This is a genomic window from Enterobacter cloacae complex sp. P27C, assembly GCF_014895705.1.
GTDB lineage: Bacteria > Pseudomonadota > Gammaproteobacteria > Enterobacterales > Enterobacteriaceae > Enterobacter > Enterobacter bugandensis.
Genome location: NZ_JADBQB010000005.1, coordinates 304,142 through 329,842, shown reverse-complemented (window position 1 = coordinate 329,842; position 25,701 = coordinate 304,142). Strand labels below are relative to the sequence as shown.

The window sequence follows — 25,701 nt, the reverse complement described above, 5'->3', positions numbered from 1 at the left end:
AAAGGACCCTAAAATGAAAATGCCCAAAATTGTGCTGTTATCAGCACTGGTTTCGTGCGCCCTGTTATCAGGCTGTAAAGATGATAAAGCGTCTGCTGTGACCATTGAGTTCATGCACTCGTCAGTAGAGCAGGAGCGCCAGGCGGTTATTACGAAACTGATCGAAAAATTCGAGAAAGAAAACCCCGGCATTACGGTGAAGCAGGTGCCGGTGGAAGAAGATGCCTACAACACCAAAGTGATTACGCTCGCCAGAACGGGCGCGCTGCCTGAAGTGATTGAAGTCAGCCATGATTACGCGAAAGTCATGGATAAGGAACAACTGCTGGATCGCAAGGCTATCGGTGAAGCCATTGAAGCGGTAGGCGAAAAGACCTTCTATGACGGGATCCTGCGCGTTGTGCGTACTGAAGACGGCACAGCCTGGACGGGGGTGCCGATGAGCGCCTGGCTGTCCGGCGTCTGGTATCACAAAGATGTGCTTGCCGCTGCGGGTATTCAGGAACCGCATAACTGGGAACAGTTGCTGAAAGCCAGCCAGAAGCTTAACGACCCGGCCAACAAACATTACGGTATTGCGCTGCCCACCGCGGAAAGCGTCATGACCGAGCAGGCGTTCTCCCAGTTTGCGCTTTCCGGCGGCGCGAACGTTTTTGATGCCAACGGAAACGTTGAAATTGAGACCCCTGAAATGGCGAAAGCGCTGGCGTTCTATAAAGCGCTGGCCGCGACCACCATGCCGGGCTCGAACGACGTCATGGAGATCAAAGATGCCTTCATGAACGGTTCTGCACCGATGGCCGTCTATTCCACTTACATCCTGCCGGCGGTATTCCAGGATGGTAACCCTGCCAACCTTGGCTTCGTTGTCCCGACAGAAAAGTCCTCTGCCGTTTATGGCATGGTCACCTCGTTGACGATCACCAGCGGACAAACCGAAGAAGAAACGCAAGCGGCTGAAAAGTTTGTGACGTGGATGGAGCAGGCTCAAAACGCAACTGACTGGGTCATGATGTCGCCGGGCGCGGCGCTGCCGGTGAACACGCTGGTCGTAGGAACGGATACCTGGAAAAACAACGAGGTGATTAAAGCGTTTGGGCAACTGCCTTATGAACTGATCGCCCAATTCCCGAACGTACAGGTGTTTGGTGCTGTCGGCGACAAAAACTTCACGCGCATGGGCGATGTGACAGGGTCCGGCATTATCAGCTCCATGGTGCATAACGTCACCGTGGGTAAACAAGATCTCAGCGCAACGCTTAGCAAGAGCCAGACGCGACTGACTGACCTGATTTCACAACGATAGGAGCGCTCTGCGGAAGGAAATTATGAAGACGTTGTTTTCTGGTCGTTCAGATATGCCTTTCGCCATGCTGCTGTTGGCCCCCAGCCTGATTTTGCTGGGGGGCCTGGTGGCCTGGCCAATGATTTCCAATATTGAAATCAGTTTCTTACGCCTGCCGCTTAACCCGCGTATTGATGCGGTGTTTGTTGGCCTGGATAACTACATCCGCATTCTGGGGGATGCTGCGTTCTGGCACTCGCTGTGGATGACGTTCTGGTATACGGCGCTGGTCGTGCTCGGCAGCACCGGGCTGGGGCTTGCCGTCGCCATCTTCTTTAACCGTGAGTTTCGTCTCCGGAAGACGGCGCGTTCGCTGGTGATTTTATCCTACGTGACGCCCTCTATTTCCCTGGTATTTGCCTGGAAATACATGTTCAACAACGGCTACGGCATTGTGAACTATCTGGGCGTCGATCTGCTGCATCTGTATGACCAGGCGCCGCTCTGGTTCGACAACCCTGGCAGCAGCTTCGTGCTGGTGGTGCTGTTCGCCATCTGGCGCTACTTCCCGTATGCCTTTATCTCATTCCTGGCAATTTTGCAGACCATTGATAAATCGCTGTATGAAGCGGCAGAGATGGACGGAGCCAACGCCTGGCAGCGTTTCCGTATCGTCACGTTGCCCGCCATCATGCCTGTACTGGCAACGGTGGTGACGCTACGAACCATCTGGATGTTCTACATGTTTGCGGATGTTTATCTGCTGACCACGAAGGTCGATATTCTGGGCGTGTATCTCTATAAAACTGCCTTTGCATTCAACGATCTGGGCAAAGCAGCCGCCATTTCTGTTGTGCTGTTTGTGATCATCTTCGCCGTCATTCTGCTGACCAGAAAAAGGGTAAACCTCAATGGCAACAAATAAACGCATACTGGGCCGTATTGGTTTCTATCTGGGGCTGGCGGTATTTCTGATTATCACGCTGTTCCCGTTCTTCGTGATGCTGATGACGTCATTCAAGAGCGCGAAAGAGGCCATATCGCTGAATCCGACTATTCTGCCGCAGGCGTGGACGCTTCAGCATTACGTTGACATCTTTAACCCGCTAATTTTCCCGTTCGTGGATTACTTCCGCAACAGCATGGTGGTGTCGCTGACGTCATCGGTAATTGCGGTGTTTCTCGGCACGCTGGGCGCTTACGCCTTGTCCAAGCTGCGTTTTAAAGGACGCGCGACGATCAACGCGAGCTTCTACACCGTCTATATGTTCTCCGGGATTCTGCTGGTGGTGCCGCTGTTCAAAATCATCACCGCGCTCGGCATTTACGACACTGAACTGGCGCTGATCATCACCATGGTGACCCAGACGTTGCCTACGGCGGTATTCATGCTGCGCAGCTATTTCGACACCATTCCGGACGAAATAGAAGAGGCCGCGATGATGGATGGTCTGAACCGCCTGCAAATCATCTTCCGCATTACCGTGCCGCTGGCCATTTCCGGTCTCGTGTCGGTGTTTGTTTACTGCTTCATGGTGGCATGGAACGACTACCTGTTTGCCTCCATTTTCCTGTCCAGCGCCAGCAACTTTACCCTGCCGGTCGGGCTGAACACGCTCTTTAGTACGCCAGATTATATCTGGGGTCGCATGATGGCGGCATCGCTGGTGACGGCGCTTCCGGTGGTCATCATGTACGCACTCTCTGAACGTTTTATTAAAAGTGGTTTGACCGCCGGTGGCGTCAAGGGCTAAGGCGGCCAATTTTTTATCAGGAGCAAGTTATGAAGAAGTTAGTTGCGACAGCGCCACGCGTGGCGGCGCTGGTGGAGTATGAAGACCGTGCTGTGGAAGCACATGAAGTGAAAATTCGCGCCCGCTTTGGCGCCCCGAAGCACGGAACGGAAGTCGTGGATTTCCGCGCGGCAAGCCCGTTTATTGATGAAGAGTTCAACGCAGAGTGGCAGATGTTCACGCCGCGTGAAGAGGGCGCTGCGCGCGGTATCGAATTTGGCAAGTTCCAGCTGGGCAACATGATCGTTGGCGACATTATTGAATGCGGTGCAGACGTAACGGAATACCAGATCGGCGACAGCGTCTGCTGCTACGGCCCGCTGCAGGAGACGGTCATCGTTAACGCGGTGAACAACTATAAGCTGCGTAAAATGCCGCAGGGCGCGTCCTGGAAGAATGCCGTTTGCTACGATCCGGCGCAGTTCGCCATGAGCGGCGTGCGAGATGCCAACGTCCGTGTGGGTGACTTTGTTGTCGTGGTCGGTCTGGGAGCCATCGGACAGATTGCGATTCAGCTGGCGAAAAAAGCCGGTGCGTCAGTGGTTATCGGCGTTGATCCGATTGAACACCGCTGTGAGATCGCTCGCCGTCACGGCGCGGACCACTGCCTGAATCCAATCGGTACCGATGTCGGTCTGGAAATTAAAAAGCTGACCGGCAAGCAGGGCGCGGACGTGATCATAGAAACCAGCGGCTTTGCAGATGCATTGCAGTCCGCGCTGCGCGGGCTCGCCTACGGCGGCACCATCTCCTACGTGGCCTTCGCCAAACCGTTTGCGGCAGGCTTCAACCTGGGCCGCGAAGCGCACTTTAACAACGCGAAGATTGTCTTCTCCCGCGCCTGCAGTGAACCGAACCCGGACTATCCGCGCTGGAGCCGCAAGCGTATCGAAGAGACCTGCTGGGAATTGCTGATGAACGGTTATCTGAACTGTGAAGATCTGATCGACCCGGTCGTCACCTTCACCACCAGCCCGGAAAGCTATATGAAGTATGTCGATCAGCATCCGGAACTCAGTATCAAAATGGGCGTCACTTTTTAAGCTAAGGACAGCAAATCATGAAGATCGCAACACAAAACCAGGCCTTTTTCCCGACCAACATCATGGAAAAATTCGAGTACATCAAAGCGATGGGTTTTGATGGCTACGAAATTGACGGCCGTCTGCTGGTGGAAAATCTCGATGAAGTGAAAGCCGCTGTCAAAGCCACGGGCCTGCCGGTGACGACAGCATGTGGCGGGTACGATGGCTGGATCGGTGATTTCATCGAAGAACGCCGTCTGAACGGATTACAGCAGATCGAACGCATTCTGGAAGCGCTGGCGGAAGTCGGCGGAAAGGGCATTATCGTGCCTGCGGCCTGGGGTATGTTTACCTTCCGTCTGCCGCCAATGACCTCTCCACGCAGCCTGGACGGTGACCGCAAAGCCGTAAGCGCCTCGCTGCGCTGGCTGGATGAGGTGGCCGCGCGCACCGGCACCACCGTCTACCTGGAGCCGCTGAACCGCTACCAGGATCATATGATCAACACCCTGGCAGACGCGCGTCGTTATATCGAAGAGAACGGCCTGAAGCACGTGCAGATCATCGGTGATTTCTATCACATGAACATTGAAGAAGACTCACTGACGGACGCGCTGCATCAGAACCGCGATCTGCTGGGTCATGTTCACATTGCAGATAACCACCGCTATCAGCCGGGCAGCGGCAGCCTCGATTTCGCCAGCCTGTTCGATCAGCTGCGTACCGATAACTATCAGGGATACGTGGTGTATGAATGCCGTGTTCGCGCCGAGGATCCGGCTAAGGCTTATCAGGACTCTCTCACTTATTTGCGTGAATGCTAAGGATGACGAGCGTGATGAGTGCTTCTACACCTTCGCCTCTGCGCGTCGCCATTATTGGCGCCGGGCAGGTCGCGGACAAAGTGCATGCCTCGTATTACGCCACGCGCAGTGATGTTCAAATGGTGGCTGTCATGGACAGCCGCCTTGAGCAGGCACAGGCGTTCGCGGAACGTTATGCTATTCCATCGGCATGGCAGGACGCTCACGAGATGTTGCAGGCAGTAAAACCGGATGTGGTGAGCGTCTGTTCGCCCAACCGGTTCCATTTTGAACATGTGATGGCGGCGCTCGAGGCGGGTTGCCATGTGATGTGTGAAAAGCCCCCGGCGATGACGCCGCAGCAGGCTGATGAGATGCGCATCGCGGCGCGCAAGGCAGGAAAAGTCCTGGCCTATGATTTTCACCATCGCTTTGCCCTGGATACCCAACTCCTGCGCGATGCGGTAATGAACGGAACGCTTGGTGAAATTTACTTTACCTCAGCGCAGGCGCTGCGTCGCTGCGGTGTGCCGGGGTGGGGCGTTTTTACCAACAAATCGCTACAGGGCGGTGGACCGCTGATTGATATCGGCATTCATATGCTCGACGCCGCAATGTATGTCCTGGGTTTCCCGGCGGTCAAACGGGTGACTGCGCACAGCTTCCAGAGGCTGGGAAACCGTAAAAGCACCGGTCAGTTTGGCGAGTGGGATCCTGCGCAATTTACCGTGGAAGATGCGCTGTTTGGCACGATTGAATTCTGCAACGGCGGCATTTTGCGTCTGGACACCTCCTTTGCGCTTAACATTCGCGAGCAGTCAATCATGAACGTCTCTTTCTGCGGTGAAAAGGCGGGTGCAACGCTGTTCCCGGCGCACATCTACAATGACGAAGCCGGTGTTTTAGAAACCCTTACCCAGCGCGAAGAGGCGGACGATCAGCGCCATCTGCGCAGCATGGATGCTTTCGTACGTCACGTGCTGGGAGAGCCCGTGATGATTGCCGATGCAGAACAGGGACTGGTAATTCAGCAGCTTGTTGGTGCGCTTTATGAATCCGCAGAAACAGGGGAAAGCGTAACACTATGCTGAACGTCTCTGTATTAACCGATCCGGGCTTTTGTCCACACAGCCTGAATAAATACGCCTCCATCATGGCATGCGGCAATGGCTACATGGGCATTCGCGCCGCGCATGAAGAAGAGTACACCCAGCAGACCAGAGGCATGTATCTCGCTGGGCTGTATCATCGCGCGGGGCGCAACGAGACCACCGAGCTGGTCAATCTGCCGGATATCACCGGTATTGATGTAGAGCTGGACGGCGTCAATTTCACGCTCCTGGCCGGGGAAATTCTTGAGTGGCAGCGCGAGCTGGCCTTTGCAAACAGCGAACTGCATCGTAACGTTGTCTGGCGTTCGCCCGACGGCAAGCGCTATCGGCTGGAGAGTCGTCGTTTTGTGTCGCTGGACCAGTTGCCATTAGTGGCTATGCAGCTCGCAATCACCCCCCTTGATGCCTCCGCGCAGGCCGTGCTGAAAACCGGCATTGATGCGACGCAAACGAACAGCGGCAGACAGCATCTGGATGAAATCTCGGTCAGGGTCTTTGATCAACACTATATGCAGGGGGTGTATGAAACGCAGGACCGGGCGTCGGAGGTTGTTGTTTCGGCGTTTTGCCAACTCTCCTCGAAAAGTGACAGCTGTTTCACCGCCAAAAATCGGCGTCTCAGCGTACATCATTCACTGACCATTGCTCAGGGTGACACTGTCACGCTTGAAAAGATCGTCTGGGTGACGCATCGCAGCGACAAAGCGCTGTCACAGGAGTCTTTTGCGCGCAACGCGCTGGCCGATCTCAAAGTTTCTGCCGCGAGAGGTTACGACGCATTGCTTGAAAGCTCAGCGTATGCCTGGAAAGAGGTCTGGCGCGACGCCCGTGTGGAAGTGACTTCCACGGAGCAACAGGATCAGCTGGCGCTGGATTATGCGGTCTGGCACCTGACCACGATGACGCCTGCCCATGATGAGCGAAGCAGTATCGCTGCGAAGGGGCTGACGGGAGAGGGGTATAAAGGCCACGTCTTCTGGGATACCGAAATTTTCCTGCTGCCTTTCCATCTGTTTACCCGCCCGCAGGTTGCCCGCAGCCTGCTGCGCTATCGCTGGCTTAATCTGGCTGGCGCACGGGAAAAAGCCCGTCGTAACGGCTGGCCGGGCGCGTTGTTCCCATGGGAAAGCGCCGCAAGCGGTGAGGAAGAGACGCCGGAGTTCGCGGCAATCAACATCCGCACCGGGGTACGCCAGAAGGTGGCTTCCGCACTTGCTGAGCATCACATCGTGGCTGATATTGCCTGGGCCGTCGTTGCGTACTGGCAGGCGACGCATGATGACGCCTTTATGCGTAACGAAGGCCTGACGCTGCTGATGGAAACGGCTTTGTTCTGGATGGGACGCGCAACGGACGTCAATGGTCGTCTGGAAATCCATGATGTCATCGGACCGGACGAATACACCGAGCACGTGAACAACAACGCTTACACCAACTATCTGGCCTGGCACAACGTTGCCTGCGCGCGCCAGTTTATGGCGATGTTTGGGCGTGAAGATGAGCGTTTTACGGAGAATGCTGCGCAGTTCCTGGCGCGCTTATGGCTACCGGAGGCCGATGCAGACGGTGTGATCCCGCAGGATGATACCTTCATGGCAAAACCGGCCATCGATCTGAGCCGTTACAAAGCCAAAGCGGGCAAGCAGACGATTCTGCTCGATTATTCCCGCGCGGAAGTGAACGAGATGCAGATCCTTAAGCAGGCCGATGTGGTGATGCTTAACTACCTGCTGCCAGAACGGTTTACGCCACGGCAATGCGCCGCCAATCTGGCGTTCTATGAGCCACGCACGATCCATGATTCCTCCCTGAGCAAGGCCATTCACGGGATTGTGCTCGCGCGCTGCGGTGATACGCAGGGGGCCTATGCCTTCTGGCGCGATGGCATCGCCATTGATTTGGGCGAGGATCCGCACAGCAGCGATGAGGGCATTCATGCCGCGGCAACCGGTGCGATCTGGTCTGGCGCAATTCAGGGATTTGCTGGCCTGCAAATCATTGAAGGGGAACTGCATCTCGCGCCAAAACTGCCTGCTCACTGGCAGAAACTCGCTTTCCCGCTGCGGTGGCGGAACGCAGCAATGCACTTCACGTATGAAAACGAGGTGTTAACCATTGAAACCACGGCGCCTGCCACGCTGACGCTGTGGGGCAAAACGCTCCATATCCCGGAGCGAGAAGTGTTCGCGTATAAGGATTTTCTTGCGTCCGTGAATGGGACCGCTACCACGGAGGGGCAACATGACGCTTAAGGCTGTTGTATTCGATTTGGACGGTGTGATCACCGATACCGCGCATCTTCACTTTCTGGCCTGGCGTGCCGTGGCGGAGGAAATTGGCATTACCTTCGACGAAGTGTTTAACGAACAGCTCAAGGGAATAAGCCGCATGGATTCCCTCCAGCGCATTCTGAAGCACGGCGGAAAAGAGGGGATGTTTAGTGAGGAGCAGTGCCTGGCGCTTGCGACGAAAAAAAATGCGCTTTACGTCCAGTCGCTGGCATCACTGACGCAGGATTCTCTGCTGCCGGGAATCCGCGACGTGCTGGCGGAGATCCGTGCCGCGAAGGTCAAGATTGGGCTGGCGTCCGTATCGCTCAATGCCCCAGGGATTTTGCACGCGCTGGGCATTCATCAGGCCTTCGATTTTTGCGCTGATGCTTCCCGCATTTGCCGTTCAAAGCCGGACCCGGAGATCTTCCTTGCGGCCTGTGCGGGGCTGAACGTGCGTCCTGCAGAGGCGATTGGCATTGAAGATGCCGCTGCGGGTGTTGAAGCAATCAACGCCGCAGGAATGCTGTCGGTCGGGATTGGGCCTGGCCTTAACCATGCGGGATTACAACTTCATTCAACGCGGGAACTGACCTGGAAATGCCTGACAGAATTCTGGGCGTCCCGGGCGTATTGATAAGGAATAAATTATGGCTCAACTTTCTCTGAAACATATTCAGAAAATCTATGATAACCAGGTCCACGTGGTTAAGGATTTCAACCTCGAAATTGAAGACAAAGAGTTTATTGTTTTCGTCGGTCCGTCGGGCTGCGGTAAATCCACGACGCTGCGAATGATTGCCGGTCTTGAGGAGATCAGCGCGGGTGAACTGATTATCGACGGCGTATGCATGAATGACGTGCCTGCCAAATCGCGTGATATCGCGATGGTATTCCAGAACTATGCGCTTTATCCGCATATGACGGTCTACGACAACATGGCGTTTGGCCTGAAAATGCAAAAAATAGCGCCCGCGGTGATTGAAGAACGCGTGAACTGGGCGGCGCAGATTTTAGGGCTACGCGAATACCTGAAGCGTAAACCTGGCGCTTTATCGGGTGGTCAGCGCCAGCGCGTGGCGCTGGGCAGGGCGATCGTGCGCGAGGCGGGCGTCTTCCTGATGGATGAGCCGTTATCCAACCTCGATGCCAAGCTTCGCGTGCAGATGCGTGCCGAAATCAGCAAGCTGCACCAGAAGCTTAACACCACCATGATCTATGTTACGCACGACCAGACGGAAGCCATGACGATGGCGACCCGCATCGTGATCCTGAAAGACGGCATCATTCAGCAGGTGGGTGCGCCGAAGCAGGTATACAACGAGCCGGCCAATATGTTTGTCGCAGGGTTCATTGGCTCTCCGGCAATGAACTTCATTCGTGGCGCTATCGACGATCGCTATTTCGTAACGGAAACGCTGCGTCTGGAGATCCCTGAGGACAAGCTGGCCGAGTTGAATGCGCAAGGTTACCAGCGTAAAGCGGTCGTCTTCGGGATCCGTCCGGAAGACATTCTTACCCTGCAGAGCAGCGGAGAAGATATCGCGGCGAAAGTCAGTGTCGCTGAGCTTACCGGTGCCGAATTTATGCTTTATGCCACCGTGGGCGGACATGAACTGGTTGTCCGCGCAGGCGCGGCCAATGACTACGTAGCCGGAGATACTATCGGCATTCAGTTCGATATGAATAAGTGCCATTTCTTCGACGCCGATACCGAAGCGGCTATTAGATAAGAAAGGTGTTTGCCGGAAATGCAAATTTCCGGTTTTTTTTGTTTGTTAATTATAAAGGGAATATTTAATGAGTACTCTACTAAGAAGTGCTGCGCTCGTTCTGTGCGCAGGGGTTAGCTGCGCGCAAGCAACAGAACCCGCAAAGCAGTGGGCGTTTAATATCGGTGCCATGTATGAAATTGAAAACGTCGAAGGTCAGAGCGACGATAAAGATGGATTATATGAACCCTCCGTATGGTTTAATGCAACATGGGATGCCTGGACAATCTCTCTGGCAATGTATCAGGAAGGGCCGGTTGATTATAGCAGCATGACGCGTGGCACCTATTTCGATCGCCCGGAATTTGAATTGCGCTATCGCTTTATCGGCACCGATGATTTTACGTTCGGTCTGACCGGTGGCTTCCGCAATTATGGTTATCACTTTAAAGATGAACACGGTGCCAAAGACGGCAGCGCTAATATGCAGCGTTACAAAGTTCAGCCTGACTGGGATATTAAATTAACCGACGACTGGCGCTTTGGCGGCTGGTTTGCCATGTATCAGTTTGCCAACGATCTGGATAAAACCGGTTATTCTGACAGCCGCGTCGAGACCGAAACCGGTTTTACCTGGACCATCAACGAAACGTTCTCTGTGAAAGTAAATTATTATTTAGAGCGCGGCTTCAATATGGACAGCTCACGTAATAACGGCGAGTTTTCTACCCAGGAAATTCGTGCCTACCTGCCGATTTCGTTAGGCCAGACGACGTTAACGCCTTATACCCGTCTGGGACTCGATCGCTGGTCAAACTGGGACTGGCAGGACGATCCGACGCGTGAAGGACATGATTTCAACCGTCTGGGTATGCTGTACGCCTATGATTTTAACAACGGTTTATCCATGACGCTGGAATATGCCTACGAATGGGAAAACCATGATGAAGGTGAGAGCGATCGCTTCCACTACGCAGGTGTCGGCGTGAACTACGCGTTCTGATCATGATTTACCAGGGGCGATTGCCCCTGGTTTTTAGCGCAAGGACGCCGCATCCGAAAAATGGGTATCAACCAAAATCTTATGCGGCGCAGGTTTACCCGCAATACGCTTAAACAACACGTTGCAGCTCTCTTCGCCGAGCTTTCTCGTCGGAATATCAAACCCGCCTGGCGCAGGGGTTAAAACGAGAGACAGCATCGGATCGCTGTAGCCTGCCATAGCAACCTGCTCGGGAACCATCAAATTTAACTCATCCGCTGCACGATAAAGACCCAACAATTTCATACTGTCAGTAGCAAAAACGGCATTGGGCGGGTTGTCAGACGAGAGTAATTTGCAGGCTGCCTGGAGCGCGCTTTCATGGGTATATCCGCCATCAATGACCCAGTCCGGGTTTATGTCGATACCCTGCTTCTCAAGGCTGGATTTATAACCCGCAAGGCGATCGATAGAAACGTGATAATCGAGCGGGGCATGCAGACAGGCAATTTTTGTTCGCCCATGTTTAATAAACGAATCGACCAGAATAGCGCTGTCGTGAAAATTGTCCGTATCAACAGAATAAATATTCTGGAACTTTCCTTCTACTTTTCCAATAACCACTACGGGCACACCGTATTCGTCCAGCGTGGTGAAAAAAGATTCGTTTGCGGGTGAACTCAGCATGATGATCCCTTTGATCATCTTCTGCTTTATTTTTCCCACGCACTTCTGCAGATCGTCCTCACTGCTTTTCGAGGTTTGTAAAATAACGTCAAACCCTTCCTCTTCCGCTTTTGCCGTAATGGCGTGAAGAACATCGGAGAAAAAAGGGTTACCGGCAGTAGTTTTGGTCGAGCGGGTCGAAATAACCATAATGGCATCAAAGCCAGATGAGGTCAGGGCGCGGGCCAGTTTGTTGGGCTGATAATTTAATTCGTCTATCGCCTTAAGCACTTTGTCTCGCGCTTCAGGGGAAATATTCGTTTGTTTATTCAGAACGCGGGAAACGGTTGATTTCGATACGCCCGCAACCCGTGCGATATCATAGATGGTGGGTGACATACACCTTACTCACTCCGGACTGACAGCAATGTCGTTCATCTTACTGGAGAGAAAACGGCAATAGCAATAAATAAGAATTGATAATCAACGATCTGCCCCCATTTATTGTATTCTGAAGCCATACATTCCTGGCTTCCGGGCAATGAAGGATGGCGATGAAGCGATTTAAGAACGAACTCAATTCTCTGGTGAACCGCGGCGTTGATCGACATCTGCGTCTGGCCGTCACCGGCCTGAGCCGCAGCGGTAAGACGGCGTTCATCACCGCGATGGTAAACCAGTTGCTGAATCTGCACGCCGGCGCGCGGCTGCCGTTGCTCAGCGCCGTGCGCGAGGAGCGTCTGCTGGGCGTTAAGCGCGTTCCTCAGCGTGATTTTGGCATACCGCGTTTCACCTACGACGAAGGGCTGGCGCAGCTTTACGGCGATCCGCCCGCGTGGCCGACGCCAACGCGAGGCGTCAGTGAAATTCGCCTTGCGCTGCGCTTTCGTTCTAATGAATCGCTGATACGTCACTTTAAGGATACCTCAACCCTGTATCTGGAAATCGTCGATTATCCCGGCGAATGGCTGCTCGACCTGCCGATGCTGGCGCAGGACTACCTCAGCTGGTCCCGCCAGATGACGGGCTTGTTGCAAGGGCAACGCGCAGAGTGGTCAACGAAATGGCGACAGCTGTGCGAGGGCCTTGATCCGCTGGCACCTGCGGATGAAAACCGTCTGGCGACCATTGCTGAAGCCTGGACGGACTATCTGCATCAGTGCAAACAGGAAGGGCTGCACTTCATCCAGCCGGGCCGTTTTGTCTTGCCGGGTGATTTAGCAGGCGCGCCCGCGCTGCAGTTCTTCCCGTGGCCGGATGTGGACGGCGCAGGCGAGTCGAAGCTGGCACAGGCCGACAAACACACGAATGCCGGCATGCTGCGCGAGCGTTACAATTACTACTGCGAAAAGGTGGTCAAAGGTTTTTATAAAAACCACTTTTTACGTTTCGACCGCCAGATTGTGCTGGTGGATTGCCTGCAGCCGCTCAACAGCGGGCCGCAGGCATTTAACGATATGCGTCTCGCGCTGACGCAGCTGATGCAGAGTTTCCACTATGGGCAGCGGACGCTGTTTCGTCGTCTGTTCTCACCGGTGATCGACAAGCTGCTGTTTGCGGCCACAAAAGCCGATCACGTTACGGTCGATCAGCACGCCAACATGGTTTCTCTGCTGCAGCAGCTGGTGCAGGACGCCTGGCAAAACGCCGCGTTTGAAGGCATCAGTATGGATTGTCTTGGGCTCGCATCGGTGCAGGCGACCCAAAGCGGCCTGATTGACCTTAACGGCGAGAAAATACCGGCATTACGCGGGAATCGACTCAGTGACGGCGAGCCGCTTACCGTCTATCCCGGCGAAGTCCCCGCGCGGCTGCCGGGTCAGGCCTTCTGGCAGAGTCAGGGCTTCCAGTTTGAAGCCTTCCGCCCTCAGACCATGAGCGTCGATCGGCCGTTACCGCACATCCGTCTGGATGCGGCGCTGGAGTTTTTGATTGGAGATAAACTGCGATGACGGAACCCTTAAAACCGCGCATAGACTTTACCGGAACGCTTGAGCCCGAGCGTCAGGACGCCTTTAAAACGGCGCAGACGTTCAGCGGCGCGCAGGCGCAGAACTTCGCCCCGGCGCTGCCGGACGATCCCACCGTCGAAGACGGTCCGGCGGAGGCGGTCGTGGAAGCCGCTCTACGTCCTAAACGCAGCCTGTGGCGCAAGATGGTCACCGCTGGTCTGGCGCTGTTTGGCGTCAGCGTGGTCGGGCAGGGCGTGCAGTGGGCGATGAACGCCTGGCAAACCCAGGACTGGGTTGCGCTGGGAGGATGTGCCGCGGGCGCGCTCATCGTGGGGGCGGGCGTCGGGTCGGTTGCCACCGAGTGGCGCCGCCTCTGGCGTTTGCGACAGCGTGCGCACGAGCGCGATGAAGCGCGGGATCTCCTCCACAGCCACGGCACTGGCAAAGGCCGCGCCTTCTGTGAAAAACTGGCCAGCCAGGCCGGTATCGATCAGTCGCATCCGGCGCTCCAGCGCTGGTACGCCGCCATCCATGAAACCCAGAACGACCGGGAGGTGGTCACGCTCTATTCCCATATGGTTCAGCCGGTGCTGGATGCCCAGGCGCGGCGTGAGATTAGCCGCTCGGCGGCGGAATCCACGCTGATGATTGCCGTCAGCCCGCTGGCGCTGGTGGATATGGCCTTTATCGCCTGGCGTAACCTGCGCCTCATCAACCGTATCGCGAACCTTTACGGCATAGAGCTGGGTTACTACAGCCGGCTCAGGCTGTTCAAACTGGTCCTGCTCAATATCGCCTTTGCGGGCGCGAGCGACCTGGTGCGCGAAGTGGGAATGGACTGGATGTCGCAGGATCTGGCGGCGCGTCTTTCAGCCCGTGCAGCCCAGGGCATTGGCGCGGGCTTGCTGACGGCGCGTTTGGGTATCAAAGCGATGGAGGTGTGCCGTCCGCTGCCGTGGATTGATGGCGATAAGCCGCGGCTGGGGGATTTCAGGCGTGAATTGATCGGTCAGCTGAAAGAGACGCTCAATAAAAAACCGTCTCCTTGAGGCATTGTTCACTAATCGTGCTGGCTGTCAATATTTGTTGACAGCCATCTTCCGGTTCACCGAGTTCTGACATATCATTTTAACGTTATTGGCTTAAAACGGTGAATTTCCCATGCGTCTTGAAGTCTTCTGTGAAGACCGTCTCGGTCTTACCCGCGAATTACTCGATCTTCTTGTTTTACGTAGCATTGATTTACGTGGCATTGAGATCGATCCTGTCGGGCGAATTTACCTCAATTTTGCCGAAATTGAATTTAACACCTTCAGCAGCCTGATGGCGGAAATCCGCCGTATCGCTGGCGTTACGGATGTACGCACCATCCCCTGGATGCCCTCCGAACGTGAGCACCTCGCCCTGAGCGCGCTGCTTGAAGCGATGCCCGAACCGTTCCTCTCTTTGGATCTGAAAAGTAAAGTCGAGCGCGTTAACCACGCGAGCTGCCAGCTTTTCGCGCAGAACCAGGAGAAGCTCAGCAGCCACCACGCCGCGCAGCTGATTCCCGGTTTTAACTTCCAGCGCTGGCTGGACAGCAACCCGCAGAATACGCACAGCGAGCATGTGGTGATTAACGGGCAGAATTTCCTGATGGAGATCACACCGGTCTATCTGAAAGGAGAAGGAAATAGTCGCGTATTGACCGGGGCGGTGATCATGCTGCGCTCGACTCTACGCATGGGGCGCCAGCTGCAAAACCTCTCCAGCCAGGACGTTGGCGCATTCAGCCAGATTATTGCCGTCAGCCCGAAAATGCGCCACGTGGTTGACCAGGCGCGCAAGCTTGCCAGCCTTACCGCGCCGCTGCTGATTACCGGCGATACCGGTACCGGGAAAGATCTGCTGGCGCACGCCGTGCACCTGGCAAGCCCGCGTGCGGCAAAACCGTATCTGGCGCTTAACTGCGCTTCAATTCCAGAAGATGCCGTCGAAAGCGAGCTGTTTGGACACGCGCCGGAAGGCAAGAAAGGGTTCTTCGAGCAGGCCAACGGCGGCTCCGTGCTGCTGGACGAGATCGGCGAAATGTCGCCGCGTATGCAGGCTAAACTGCTGCGTTTCCTGAACGACGGCACCTTCCGCCGCGTCGGTGAGGATCACGAAGTGCATGTGGACGTGCGCGTCATTTGCGCCACCCAGAAGAACCTGGTGGAACTGGTGCAAAAGGGGATTTTCCGCGAAGATCTCTACTACCGTCTCAACGTCCTGACGCTGAACATTCCACCGCTGCGCGATTGTCCGCAGGACATCATGCCGCTAACGGAGCTGTTTGTGGCCCGCTTTGCCGACGAGCAGGGCGTTCCACGTCCGAAACTGTCTGCAGATCTCGGCACGGTGTTAATGCGCTACGGCTGGCCGGGCAACATTCGTCAGCTTAAAAACGCCGTTTATCGCGCGCTGACCCAGCTGGAAGGGTATGAACTGCGCCCTCAGGACATTCTGTTGCCGGATTACGACGCCGGGACGGTATCGGTAGGCGAAGAAGCGATGGAAGGCTCGCTGGATGATATCACCAGCCGCTTCGAGCGTTCTGTGCTGACGCAGCTGTACCGCAGCTACCCCAGCACCCGCAAGTTGGCAAAACGGCTTGGCGTCTCGCATACCGCGATTGCGAATAAGCTACGTGAGTATGGATTGAATCATAAGAAAGGTGACGAATAACAAAAAGCCTCTGTAAAGAGGCTTTTTTAATGCTTATTCCTTCGCCAGCGGCGTGGTCACGAGCTCTGTTTTTGTCTCGCCCTGAATCGACGCAATCTTGCTTTCGACGTCCTTCACCTGCTGCGCGCTGTGTAGCAGGGTATAGGTCAGGTCAAACTGAGCGCTGGCACCTGGTTGCAGCTGCTTAACCCGCTTCTGCTCGCGTTCAATGGTGACGGGGTAGGCGTAGCTGGTGCCTGGCTCAATCCCCGTGACATAGCCCTGTTTTGGCGTATCGGTATTTTTCCACAGGGTCAGCACGGGCAGCTGGCGGGTATCAAACTGAATTGACGCGCCTTTGTCACCGGCTTTATTCACCACCGCCGCGAGGGTTTCATGATTGCTGTCCGCAAGCGGTTTGATGTTAAAGACCATCTCATCAAAGTCTTTTGTCGGCCCGGCGTAGGTTTGCCAGTCGTTAACGCCCGCTTTCGCGTAATCATTGAACGGGCTCACGCTTGCCGCCGGGGCAAGGAAGCGCGCGCCTTCTTCGAGGACAGGCGCCCCGAAGTTGCTGTGGTAGATGATCTGATAGTCATGAGGGTAATCGGCATGGTTCGTCAGAACGTCATGCAGGCTGAACTGGTTGGTTCCTGGAACGTAACGCAGTTCGGTCATGGTTTGCAGATCCGCTTTTTTAAAGGTGCTTTCTTTGATGAGACCGCGAATACGAATTTCATGCGGGGCAGCATCCGCAATTTCTACTTCGACCTGGGATGCCGGTGTATTCCCCGCCTTGCCATGCAGGGTGTAAATCTGGCCGTCAGCGGTGACCGGGTGCCCCGTCCATTCGTAGCCACAGCGGACCATCATCTCGTTGAAACCTTCCAGCCAGCCAAGTCCGTTTCGGCTTTCCAGATTGATATACGCCGGGTTAACGACCTCTTTAACGGGGGAGTTCCAGCCCAGCCTGGTGCCAAAGCCCTCTACATGCAGAAGGTTCATCCCGCGCGTCGGGCTTAAGGTGATGGTCAGGCCGTTTTTACTGCTAATAACGATCACTTTACTGCCTTCCTGCTTGCCGCCGTGCAACACTTTTTGCTCAATGCTGAACGTTCGATCGTTAATTTTCAGCTCATCGCTGGAAATCTTCCAGTTTCCTTTTTCCACGCTGCTTTCAGCGCTTGTCAGCACCCAGGTTTTTGCTGCGGCATGGCCCGAAACCAGTACCGAAAGGAGCGTTAAAGCCAGTTTTATTTTCATATTTATCCCTTTTTGCTGAAACGATTATTTAACTTCGTAAGCAAATCTAATGTTTTGGCGATAAGGGAAATGTGATGCGCCTCACTGAGGGTAAATTCAGGGTTGTTTAACGATCAATTTGCGGGTCTGATCGCCATTTTGCTGAATTCCTGAAACTTATTTGCGTTAATTTTGTGACGCAAGCTCATTATTGCTTTAACGATTCAGCGAGTAATTAATAAAAAACCCCGCCATAGCGAGGTTTTGAAAAAGCGGTATAGAATGCTAAGTAATGATTATGCTTTCAGCTTTTCCAGCGCGGCGGTGTAATCCGGCTCGGTAGTGATTTCATTAACCAGTTCGCTGAAGACGACAGTGTCGTTTTCATCAAGAACCAGTACCGCGCGTGCTGCCAGGCCTTTCAGAGGGCCTTCGGCGATGCTGACGCCGTAGTTTTCGAGGAAATCCGGGCTGCGCAGGGTGGAGAGGGTGATAACGTTGCTCAGGCCTTCAGCGCCGCAGAAGCGAGACTGGGCGAACGGCAGGTCAGCAGAAATGCACAGTACAACGGTGTTGTCCATTTCAGTTGCCAGCTGGTTGAACTTACGCACGGATGCGGCGCAAACACCGGTATCAATGCTCGGGAAAATGTTCAGCACTTTGCGTTTGCCCGCAAACTGAGCCAGTGTGACGTCAGACAGATCTTTAGCCACCAGAGTAAAAGCCTGCGCTTTGCTGCCAGCCTGCGGAATGGAACCTGCAACAGCAACCGGGTTGCCCTGGAAATGAACGAGTTGTGACATAGATATCTTCCTGTTTACATATAGTTAACGTCGGGGCTAGTGTATGCCATCCGCGGATAACACGGCAAACCAAATTTTTTCGCCTTTCCGGGCTGCAAGGAGTCAGTGATGAGAAGCGTTAAGGTCTATGAAGAAGCCTGGCCATTGCATACCCCGTTTGTGATCTCCCGCGGCAGCCGAAGCGAAGCCAGCGTGGTGGTCGTTGAAATCGAAGAGGACGGTTTTAAAGGCGTAGGGGAGTGTACGCCTTACCCGCGCTATGGTGAAAGCCTCGCGTCAGTGATGGCGCATATCATGACGCTGGTGCCAGACCTGCAAACCGGACTCACGCGCGAGGCATTACAGCATCGTTTGCCCGCCGGGGCCGCACGTAACGCCATTGATAGTGCGCTCTGGAGTCTCGAGGCGGCGAAACAGCAGCAACCCCTGACAGCATTGCTGGGCGTGGCGCTGCCGGAATCGGTCGCTACCGCGCAAACGGTAGTGATTGGCGAGCCGGAACAGATGGCCGCCAGCGCCAAAGCGCTTTATGACGCCGGGGCCCGGCTGCTGAAGGTGAAGCTCGACGATCGACTGATTAGCGAGCGGATGGTCGCCATTCGCGCGGCGGTACCCTCAGCCACGCTGATTGTTGATGCCAATGAATCATGGCATCCAGAAGGGCTGGCCGCCCGCTGTCAGCTGCTGGCCGACCTGGGGGTGGCCATGCTGGAGCAGCCTCTGCCAGCAAAAGATGACGCGGCGCTGAAGAACTTTATCCATCCGTTGCCCGTTTGTGCGGATGAAAGCTGTCATACCCGCGCGAGCTTGAGCGAGCTGCAGGGCCGCTACGAGATGATTAATATTAAGCTCGACAAGACCGGCGGGCTGACAGAGGCGCTGGCCCTGGCGGCAGAAGCCCGGGCGCAAGGTTTTTCACTGATGCTGGGTTGTATGCTCTGTACGTCCCGGGCAATCGGCGCGGCGCTACCGCTGGTCAATCAGGTCCGTTTCGCCGATCTGGACGGCCCGACGTGGCTGGCGGTTGACGTCTCTCCCGCGCTCCATTTTACCAGCGGCGTGCTTCATCTCTGAGGCTGCCAGCGTAAAAGATCCACCATGGCTTTTAAGTATTTTTCGCTGGACTCGTCGGAGGAGATCGGCGGGAATTCAGCGGTTATGCAGGGCAGGCTCAAATCGGCGCACCAGCTACCGAACGAGCCCGGCGTTTCATAGCCCACGCTGGTCACGAGCGGCAGGGCGAAAGCGTCTGCCAGCCACGCGCCAAGCTCGGAGTGACGCGGATCTTCAATACAGGCCAGCGGATCGTGGAAGGAGACCACCCACGCGGGATGGATCTTATGGATTAGCTGGCACAGCGCCTGGGTTTCCGGCTCTGAGCCTGGCTTATCTCCCGTTAGCAGAACCACATCACGCTCCTCGGCGGAGCTGTTCCAGCGATACACCGTTTCCCCGGCGCGCCAGTTTGCTGATGGAAAATTACGGTTTAAGTCAACGCCTCGCGCATTGGCGCGAAGACCCAGCTGGCAGCCGTCCGGGTTAACCGCCAGAATCACGTGATGACGTCGCAATGACGGCGTCAGCGTCCGCAACGCGCAGGAAAGTGTCACGATGGAGGAGTTTTCATCCCCGTGCGTGCCGGCAAGAATCAAGCCGCTTTCGCGGTCTGCGTCGGGGGCGGGGAACCAGATCAGCGATGCGCCTAAAAAGGAGCGGCCATATTGCTCAGCGCCCGGCGGAAAGGCGCCGCGTTCCGCTCTCGGTCGGGTGGTTGCCATACGAAATCCTGTTAAAGAAGTCACTACTGGCAGTGTTGTGCAAAACCCGCTGTTAATCAAATAGTTTCCGTAATGGCTAAGAATTGCCTTAAATCACTATTCAGGCGTAAGTTATTTGCATTTCTCTTTGTCGAAACAAATAATTACGCATCTGCTTAATACCTGAATTCATCAAAGGGGATCTTATGAAGCATCCTGTTTCGCGTCTTTTTGCCGCACTGTGCCTGTGCGGGCTCTCTTCACTTTCTTTCGCAGCTGACGTGCCGCAGGGCACTGCGCTGGCGCAAAAACAGGAGCTGGTCAGGCATATTAAAGACGAGCCGGCTTCGCTGGACCCGGCGAAAGCCGTGGGGTTGCCAGAGATTCAGGTGATTCGCGATCTCTTTGAAGGCCTGGTTAATCAGAATGAGAAAGGGGAGCTGACGCCGGGCGTGGCGACACGCTGGCAGAGCAACGATAACCGCGTCTGGATGTTTACCTTACGCGATGACGCGAAATGGTCCGACGGCTCCCCTGTCACCGCCCAGGATTTTGTCTACAGCTGGCAGCGTCTGGTTGACCCGAAAACCACCTCTCCGTTTGCCTGGTTTGCCGCGCTGGCGGGAATTAATAACGCGCAGGCCATTATTGACGGCAAAGCCGCGCCCGATACGCTGGGTGTGACGGCGGTGGACGCCAGAACGTTACGCGTTCAGCTGGACAAACCGCTGCCGTGGTTCAGCAACCTGACGGCGAACTTTGCTTTTTATCCAGTACAAAAAGCTAACGTCGAAAGCGGTAAAGAGTGGACGCGACCGGGCGCGCTGGTGGGGAACGGGGCTTACGTTCTGAAGGACCGCGTGGTGAATGAAAAACTGGTTGTGGTGCCCAATACGCACTACTGGGACAATGCCAAAACGGTACTGCAGAAGGTGACCTTCGTGCCGATTAATCAGGAATCGTCGGCGACCAAACGCTACCTGGCAGGGGATATTGATATTACCGAATCGTTCCCAAAAAACATGTATCAGAAGCTCATGAAGGACATTCCGGGGCAGGTTTATACGCCGCCTCAGTTGGGAACGTATTACTATGCCTTTAACACCCAAAAAGGCCCGACGGCGGATGCACGGGTTCGTCTGGCGCTGAGTATGAGCATCGACCGTCGTATCATGGCAAAAAAGGTGTTAGGGACGGGGGAGAAGCCCGCCTGGCACTTCACCCCAGACGTGACGGCAGGGTTCACTCCGGACGCCTCGCCGTTTGAGCAGATGTCGCAGCAGGAGCTGAACGCCCAGGCCAAAACCTTGCTGCAGGCTGCAGGATACGGTCCTCAGCGTCCGCTAAAGCTGAACCTGCTGTATAACACTTCGGAAAACCACCAGAAAATCGCGATTGCGGTGGCCTCCATGTGGAAGAAAAATCTCGGTGTGGATGTCAAACTGCAAAACCAGGAGTGGAAAACCTACATTGATAGCCGTAACACCGGCAACTTTGATGTGATCCGCGCCTCATGGGTGGGCGATTACAACGAACCATCAACGTTCCTGTCATTGTTGACCTCCACTCACAGCGGCAATATCTCCCGCTTTAATGACCCTGGCTACGATAAGATCGTCCAGCAGGCGACGCTGGAAACCACCGCGAAGGCGCGCAATGCGGACTACAACATGGCGGAGAAAATCCTTATGGAGAAGGCGCCCATCGCGCCAATTTATCAGTACACTAACGGTCGCCTGATTAAGCCCTGGGTGAAGGGCTACCCCATCAATAACCCGGAAGACGTGGCATATAGCCGGACGATATATATTGAAAAGCACTAATCGGTACTGGCTTGCTGTTAACGCAAGGTAACCACGGCTAAATCCAGAGCTGGCGCGGCTGACAGCGCCAGTTTTCATTGGCGTCCTGAAAAGAGATTTCCTCAAATGACGGTTTTTAGCCATGACGCTATATCCTGGGTCGGCAGGTTATTCTGTACATTCCAGGTATCTTTCATCGGCCACCATACACCGTCTCCCCTGGCGAAGGCCGTGCGATAGCCTGTCATCGTATCATCCGGTTTCAAACGCAGCTCACCCAGTAACGCAGAGAGGGGTAATACGTCTTTAGTGAACGTTTGGCCGGTCACACGTTCAACGGTTTCTGCCAGTTTTCCGTATGAGGTTGTTTCACCTGCGACAAATATCACTTCATTTACGATCCGCGGCTGATGCAAATAAATTTCGGTGGTGAGTCGGCCAATATCCGCAGGTGATGTCACGGTGACCTGTGTGTCCCATCCTCCGAGCGCTTTAATGGTTTTTTCGGATAAATTCACCACATCAAATGCCGGTTCGAAGAGAAAACTGGTAAACATGCCGGTTGAAACAATCACCCATTCCGTCGCGTTCTGTTCCCGCAAAAGCGTCCTGACATCATACTGCTCGTCCCAGACGGGCTGACCGCTCCCTTTGCCTACCACATCGTAATTCACGCCAAACTGCCAGGGAAAATAGCGTTTAACGCCAGCCTCCAGTACCGCGCGAGTAATCTTTATCTGTGTTCCCGCGCCAGCGACAAACCCCATGCAGTTGATAACAGTATCAAAATCCGCGAAGTGGTTTTTTAACGCGTCAATCGTGCTGGCAGCGACATCGACAGAGATAAATTTGGCCCCTGCATCAGCCAGTTTTTGATGCGTTTCGGACAGAAGCTTACCCCGGCTGTCCCTGGAGCCGGGCGATACGATAACGTAGACAGCGCCGTCGCGCTGCGTGAGTGCCGGAACCAGATACTCCAGCACGGCAGCGCCCAATTGTCCTGCACCAAGCACTAATACTTTTTCGCCTGTCGTGATATCACGTTCTTTCATACTGAGCCTCTCTTTGTTTAATCGTTTGATTACTTCAACTTGAGCAAGGTTATGTCAGATGGCTGCATTCGATAAGACGACAAGCATAAGTTAGACTGTTCGTAAAAATGGGATAATCGATCTTTTCAGGCGCGGTGGGAATATGGATAAACTGGAATCAATGCGGGTATATGTTTGTGTGGTCGAAACCCATAGCTTCGCCAGGGCGGCAGAAGTGCTGGGGCTACCGCGTTCAACCGTATCGCGGGTCGTTAAGGAGCTGGAGACATACCTGGGCATTCAGCTTTTACAGCGCACCACCCGGAAACTCAGCGTGACCGCAGAAGGCCGACGTTACTATGACGAGAGCAAACGGCTGCTGACGGATATTGCGACAATGGAGTCTTCCTTTCCCGGCAGATCCGCGCAGCCAAGAGGCCGTTTTAAAGTCGGGATGCCGCAGTCTCTCGCCCGACATTGCATTCTTCCCAGTCTCCCTGAATTTCTCCGCCAGTATCCCGAGCTGGAGCTGATACTCTGTTCCAGCGATAACGTGGAGGACATTATTCAGGAAGGGTATGATTGCGTGATCCGCACCGGGAGGATAGAAGATTCAACGACGCTGGTCGCGCGCCCTCTGGCGAACTTCAGATGGGTTGTTTTGGCTTCTCCGGGCTATATAGCCGCCTGTGGTAAGCCGGAAAATCTCGACCAACTGGAAAAGCATTACGCAGTCGGCTACCTGAACCACCGCACCGGGCGTACCATTGACTGGTTTTTTACCCGTGATGACGGCGATTGTGCAATCCGCATGAAAGAGACGCTGATCGTCGATGACACCGACGCCTATATCCAGGCCGGAATTCAAGGGCTCGGATTAATTCGCGTGGCCAGCTATCTGGCTGAACCGTATCTGAAGAGCGGGGCGTTGGTCCGCTGTATGGAGGACGTCTCTTTCGATTTACCGCTTTCGCTTGTCTATCCACAAAACCGCTATCTTCTGCCTTCGGTACGCGCCTTTTATGACTGGAGCAGAGCGGTGCTACACCAACATGGAGACTGACAGGCGAGAACCCGGGTTTTGCTTAATAGCCGGAAATAAAAAAAGCCCGTCAGAGAACGGGCGAAATAAGCAAATGATTTAGTGATTCGTTATCAACATTGTTGGAGGATAACGCCGCGTATCTTACGTGGCTGAGGGCAATGCAGATACCTGACAAATTCGGTAGGTGAAACAATAAATTAAACGTGCACTACAGTGCGTCAAAAGTGGGGTAGAGACTATTTTCCAGATATTCAACGAAAAACCAAATCTCACCGCTGAAAATAAACCATAAGCCAAATATAATAAGCAATAAAATAATTAAGGTGAGTATTATTTCTGTCTTTCCCATTGTTGCCACAACCCACCCGTCGTTAATTTACTTAAGCTGGGCATTGTAGCGGGGCTTTTCACGATACTCCAGTTTCATGCCGCAAGGACTTTATTACGCCCATCGTTTTTGGCGCGATAGAGCGCATCGTCGACACGTTTAAACAGCGCGTCAATACTCTCTTCCGGGTCATGCCGAGCCACGCCAATACTGACGGTAAAGCGCGGTAAGCCTGGGAGGGTAATATGGGCGACCGCCGCACGGACGGATTCGGCAATCTTCAGCGCCGTTTCGAGAGACGTACGCGGCAACAGGATGACAAACTCTTCACCGCCCCAGCGGAACACCAGGTCATCTTGTCTGCTGCAGGCTTCCAGCGTTCGGGAGAGGGCGATGAGCACCTCATCACCCTTCAGATGACCAAAGAGGTCATTGATGTTTTTAAAATGATCGGTATCCACCAGCAGCAGGCTAAATTGCTGCTGGGCGGAGAGGTGGCTCAGGTTAGTTTGGTCGATAACGTTATAAAACTGACGTCGGTTGAGTAACCCCGTCATCGAGTCACGTAATGCAGCATTTTCCAGCTCCTGCTCAAGCCTCTTTTGCTCAGTAATATCATGGATTATGCACAGCATCAGTTTGTCGCCGTAGATCTCAATGGGCCCCGCGTAGGTCTGGACGTGGCGGGTGGTGCCATCGGCAAGGCGGTGAATAAAATTAAGCGGCTTATGTCCGCCGGGCAGTGCGGCGATCTCCGTCATGATGGGCATGACGCCTCTGCCAAGCGTGTTAATTTCCCAGGTGTGCTTCCGGCACATCTCATCATGTGAATAACCGTAAAAGCTGAGCGCGGCCAGGTTTGCATCGACAATTTGCCCGTCACGGGCAGGATCGATTAGCAACATTGGTGCGCTGTTGGTCAGGAAAAAGCGGGCGTAAAACCCCTGTTTTTTGCGTTGATAGGTTGCGGAACGGCTGGCTTTCAGGCCTGAGGGGGCGTGCGAAGAGATCCCTTCGAAAACGATAACATCACCATCCGGCGTGACGTGGGTGAGGGAGAGGCGACAGCTTATCGGTACGTCCTGCCCGCCCCGGCTAACTGTCCAGATCTCGACAATATCGTGATCGTTCTTCAGTTCAGGGACATACATTGACAGTACGGTTTGCGCACTTGCAGAACAGGACCCTTTACGCAGGTCATTCAGCGTTTTATTACCCGTTAGCTGTATTGCGGCCACATTTGCAAAAATAATCTGTTCCGAAACAGGAGAAATGAGCCACACGGGCGTTTTAATTGCATTAAGCGCATCAAAACTATTTTGCGACATAGTATTTTCCTGTTCATCGGCACGATACGCCTGGCAATCATGGCAGAACTGACCCGCATGTATACTCCCTTGAAACATACTCT

General features: G+C 54.5%; 23 protein-coding genes. 16 read left to right on the top strand and 7 right to left on the bottom strand.

Features of this window, described 5'->3' with window-relative positions; genetic code table 11:
- Positions 1 to 13: 13 nt before the first annotated feature.
- From IM291_RS12680 to IM291_RS12635, 10 genes are all read left to right on the top strand, one after another.
- On the top strand, positions 14 to 1,306 hold the full coding sequence (locus IM291_RS12680) for an ABC transporter substrate-binding protein (RefSeq protein WP_192987031.1): 1,293 nt from the start codon (positions 14 to 16) through the stop codon (positions 1,304 to 1,306).
- A 22-nt stretch (positions 1,307 to 1,328) separates the two neighbouring features.
- A complete protein-coding gene (locus IM291_RS12675) occupies positions 1,329 to 2,210 on the top strand; it encodes a carbohydrate ABC transporter permease (protein WP_028013373.1) in 882 nt (293 codons plus the stop codon).
- A complete protein-coding gene (locus IM291_RS12670; protein WP_028013372.1) occupies positions 2,197 to 3,039 on the top strand; it encodes a carbohydrate ABC transporter permease in 843 nt (280 codons plus the stop codon). Before IM291_RS12675 ends, IM291_RS12670 begins: the two co-directional genes overlap by 14 nt.
- A 29-nt stretch (positions 3,040 to 3,068) precedes the next feature.
- Positions 3,069 to 4,121, top strand: a complete 1,053-nt coding sequence (locus tag IM291_RS12665) for a zinc-binding alcohol dehydrogenase (protein ID WP_041909681.1) — start codon at positions 3,069 to 3,071, stop codon at positions 4,119 to 4,121.
- Between the two features lie 17 nt (positions 4,122 to 4,138).
- The gene (locus IM291_RS12660; RefSeq protein WP_192987030.1) at positions 4,139 to 4,927 is read left to right on the top strand and encodes a sugar phosphate isomerase/epimerase; all 789 of its coding nucleotides are present in this window, start codon (positions 4,139 to 4,141) and stop codon (positions 4,925 to 4,927) included.
- 11 nt (positions 4,928 to 4,938) lie between these two features.
- Complete coding sequence (locus IM291_RS12655) at positions 4,939 to 5,997, top strand: Gfo/Idh/MocA family protein (protein ID WP_192971160.1); 1,059 nt, start codon at positions 4,939 to 4,941, stop codon at positions 5,995 to 5,997.
- Positions 5,991 to 8,270, top strand: coding sequence for a glycoside hydrolase family 65 protein (locus IM291_RS12650; protein ID WP_192987029.1), 2,280 nt, complete (start codon positions 5,991 to 5,993; stop codon positions 8,268 to 8,270). The genes IM291_RS12655 and IM291_RS12650 overlap by 7 nt, the downstream gene beginning before the upstream one ends.
- A complete protein-coding gene (pgmB, locus tag IM291_RS12645) occupies positions 8,260 to 8,925 on the top strand; it encodes a beta-phosphoglucomutase (RefSeq protein WP_045260648.1) in 666 nt (221 codons plus the stop codon). Before IM291_RS12650 ends, pgmB begins: the two co-directional genes overlap by 11 nt.
- Before the next feature lie 13 nt (positions 8,926 to 8,938).
- Positions 8,939 to 10,021, top strand: a complete 1,083-nt coding sequence (locus tag IM291_RS12640; RefSeq protein WP_041909689.1) for an ABC transporter ATP-binding protein — start codon at positions 8,939 to 8,941, stop codon at positions 10,019 to 10,021.
- Positions 10,022 to 10,088: 67 nt separating this feature from the next.
- On the top strand, positions 10,089 to 11,003 hold the full coding sequence (locus tag IM291_RS12635) for an OmpG family monomeric porin (RefSeq protein ID WP_192987028.1): 915 nt from the start codon (positions 10,089 to 10,091) through the stop codon (positions 11,001 to 11,003).
- A gap of 33 nt (positions 11,004 to 11,036) precedes the next feature.
- Here IM291_RS12635 and IM291_RS12630 read toward each other — a convergent pair whose 3' ends face one another.
- The gene (locus IM291_RS12630) at positions 11,037 to 12,047 is read right to left on the bottom strand and encodes a LacI family DNA-binding transcriptional regulator (RefSeq protein ID WP_028013364.1); all 1,011 of its coding nucleotides are present in this window, start codon (positions 12,045 to 12,047) and stop codon (positions 11,037 to 11,039) included.
- 155 nt (positions 12,048 to 12,202) lie between these two features.
- Between IM291_RS12630 and IM291_RS12625 the strand changes: the two genes are divergently transcribed.
- The 3 genes from IM291_RS12625 to tyrR all read left to right on the top strand — a co-directional run bounded on the left by IM291_RS12625 (position 12,203) and on the right by tyrR (position 16,303).
- Complete coding sequence (locus tag IM291_RS12625) at positions 12,203 to 13,600, top strand: YcjX family protein (RefSeq protein ID WP_045260646.1); 1,398 nt, start codon at positions 12,203 to 12,205, stop codon at positions 13,598 to 13,600.
- The gene (locus tag IM291_RS12620; protein WP_192987027.1) at positions 13,597 to 14,649 is read left to right on the top strand and encodes a YcjF family protein; all 1,053 of its coding nucleotides are present in this window, start codon (positions 13,597 to 13,599) and stop codon (positions 14,647 to 14,649) included. Before IM291_RS12625 ends, IM291_RS12620 begins: the two co-directional genes overlap by 4 nt.
- A 112-nt stretch (positions 14,650 to 14,761) precedes the next feature.
- The gene (gene tyrR, locus IM291_RS12615; protein ID WP_192971156.1) at positions 14,762 to 16,303 is read left to right on the top strand and encodes a transcriptional regulator TyrR; all 1,542 of its coding nucleotides are present in this window, start codon (positions 14,762 to 14,764) and stop codon (positions 16,301 to 16,303) included.
- A gap of 33 nt (positions 16,304 to 16,336) precedes the next feature.
- Here the strand turns inward: tyrR and IM291_RS12610 are convergent, their stop codons facing one another.
- Together IM291_RS12610 and tpx are read right to left on the bottom strand one after the other, a co-directional pair.
- Complete coding sequence (locus tag IM291_RS12610) at positions 16,337 to 17,545, bottom strand: aldose 1-epimerase family protein (protein ID WP_192987026.1); 1,209 nt, start codon at positions 17,543 to 17,545, stop codon at positions 16,337 to 16,339.
- A gap of 275 nt (positions 17,546 to 17,820) precedes the next feature.
- On the bottom strand, positions 17,821 to 18,327 hold the full coding sequence (gene tpx, locus IM291_RS12605) for a thiol peroxidase (protein WP_041909703.1): 507 nt from the start codon (positions 18,325 to 18,327) through the stop codon (positions 17,821 to 17,823).
- A gap of 108 nt (positions 18,328 to 18,435) precedes the next feature.
- Here tpx and ycjG point away from each other — a divergent pair, with 108 nt between their 5' ends.
- The gene (gene ycjG / locus IM291_RS12600; protein WP_048959059.1) at positions 18,436 to 19,401 is read left to right on the top strand and encodes an L-Ala-D/L-Glu epimerase; all 966 of its coding nucleotides are present in this window, start codon (positions 18,436 to 18,438) and stop codon (positions 19,399 to 19,401) included.
- Here ycjG and mpaA read toward each other — a convergent pair.
- Entirely contained in the window at positions 19,392 to 20,105 is a 714-nt protein-coding gene (gene mpaA / locus IM291_RS12595; RefSeq protein WP_192987025.1) for a murein tripeptide amidase MpaA, read from the bottom strand. The genes ycjG and mpaA overlap by 10 nt on opposite strands.
- Before the next feature lie 185 nt (positions 20,106 to 20,290).
- Here mpaA and IM291_RS12590 point away from each other — a divergent pair, with 185 nt between their 5' ends.
- Entirely contained in the window at positions 20,291 to 21,907 is a 1,617-nt protein-coding gene (locus tag IM291_RS12590) for an ABC transporter substrate-binding protein (protein WP_192987024.1), read from the top strand.
- A 101-nt stretch (positions 21,908 to 22,008) separates the two neighbouring features.
- On the opposite strand, the gene IM291_RS12585 is transcribed toward IM291_RS12590, so the two are convergent.
- Positions 22,009 to 22,938, bottom strand: a complete 930-nt coding sequence (locus tag IM291_RS12585; RefSeq protein ID WP_192987023.1) for an aromatic alcohol reductase — start codon at positions 22,936 to 22,938, stop codon at positions 22,009 to 22,011.
- A gap of 142 nt (positions 22,939 to 23,080) precedes the next feature.
- Between IM291_RS12585 and IM291_RS12580 the strand changes: the two genes are divergently transcribed.
- Positions 23,081 to 23,980, top strand: a complete 900-nt coding sequence (locus IM291_RS12580; protein ID WP_192987021.1) for a LysR family transcriptional regulator — start codon at positions 23,081 to 23,083, stop codon at positions 23,978 to 23,980.
- A 190-nt stretch (positions 23,981 to 24,170) separates the two neighbouring features.
- Here IM291_RS12580 and IM291_RS12575 read toward each other — a convergent pair whose 3' ends face one another.
- Both IM291_RS12575 and IM291_RS12570 read right to left on the bottom strand, forming a co-directional pair.
- A complete protein-coding gene (locus IM291_RS12575) occupies positions 24,171 to 24,311 on the bottom strand; it encodes an Ecr family regulatory small membrane protein (protein ID WP_032644880.1) in 141 nt (46 codons plus the stop codon).
- Between the two features lie 74 nt (positions 24,312 to 24,385).
- Positions 24,386 to 25,618, bottom strand: a complete 1,233-nt coding sequence (locus tag IM291_RS12570; protein ID WP_028013353.1) for a sensor domain-containing diguanylate cyclase — start codon at positions 25,616 to 25,618, stop codon at positions 24,386 to 24,388.
- Positions 25,619 to 25,701 lie beyond the last annotated feature (83 nt).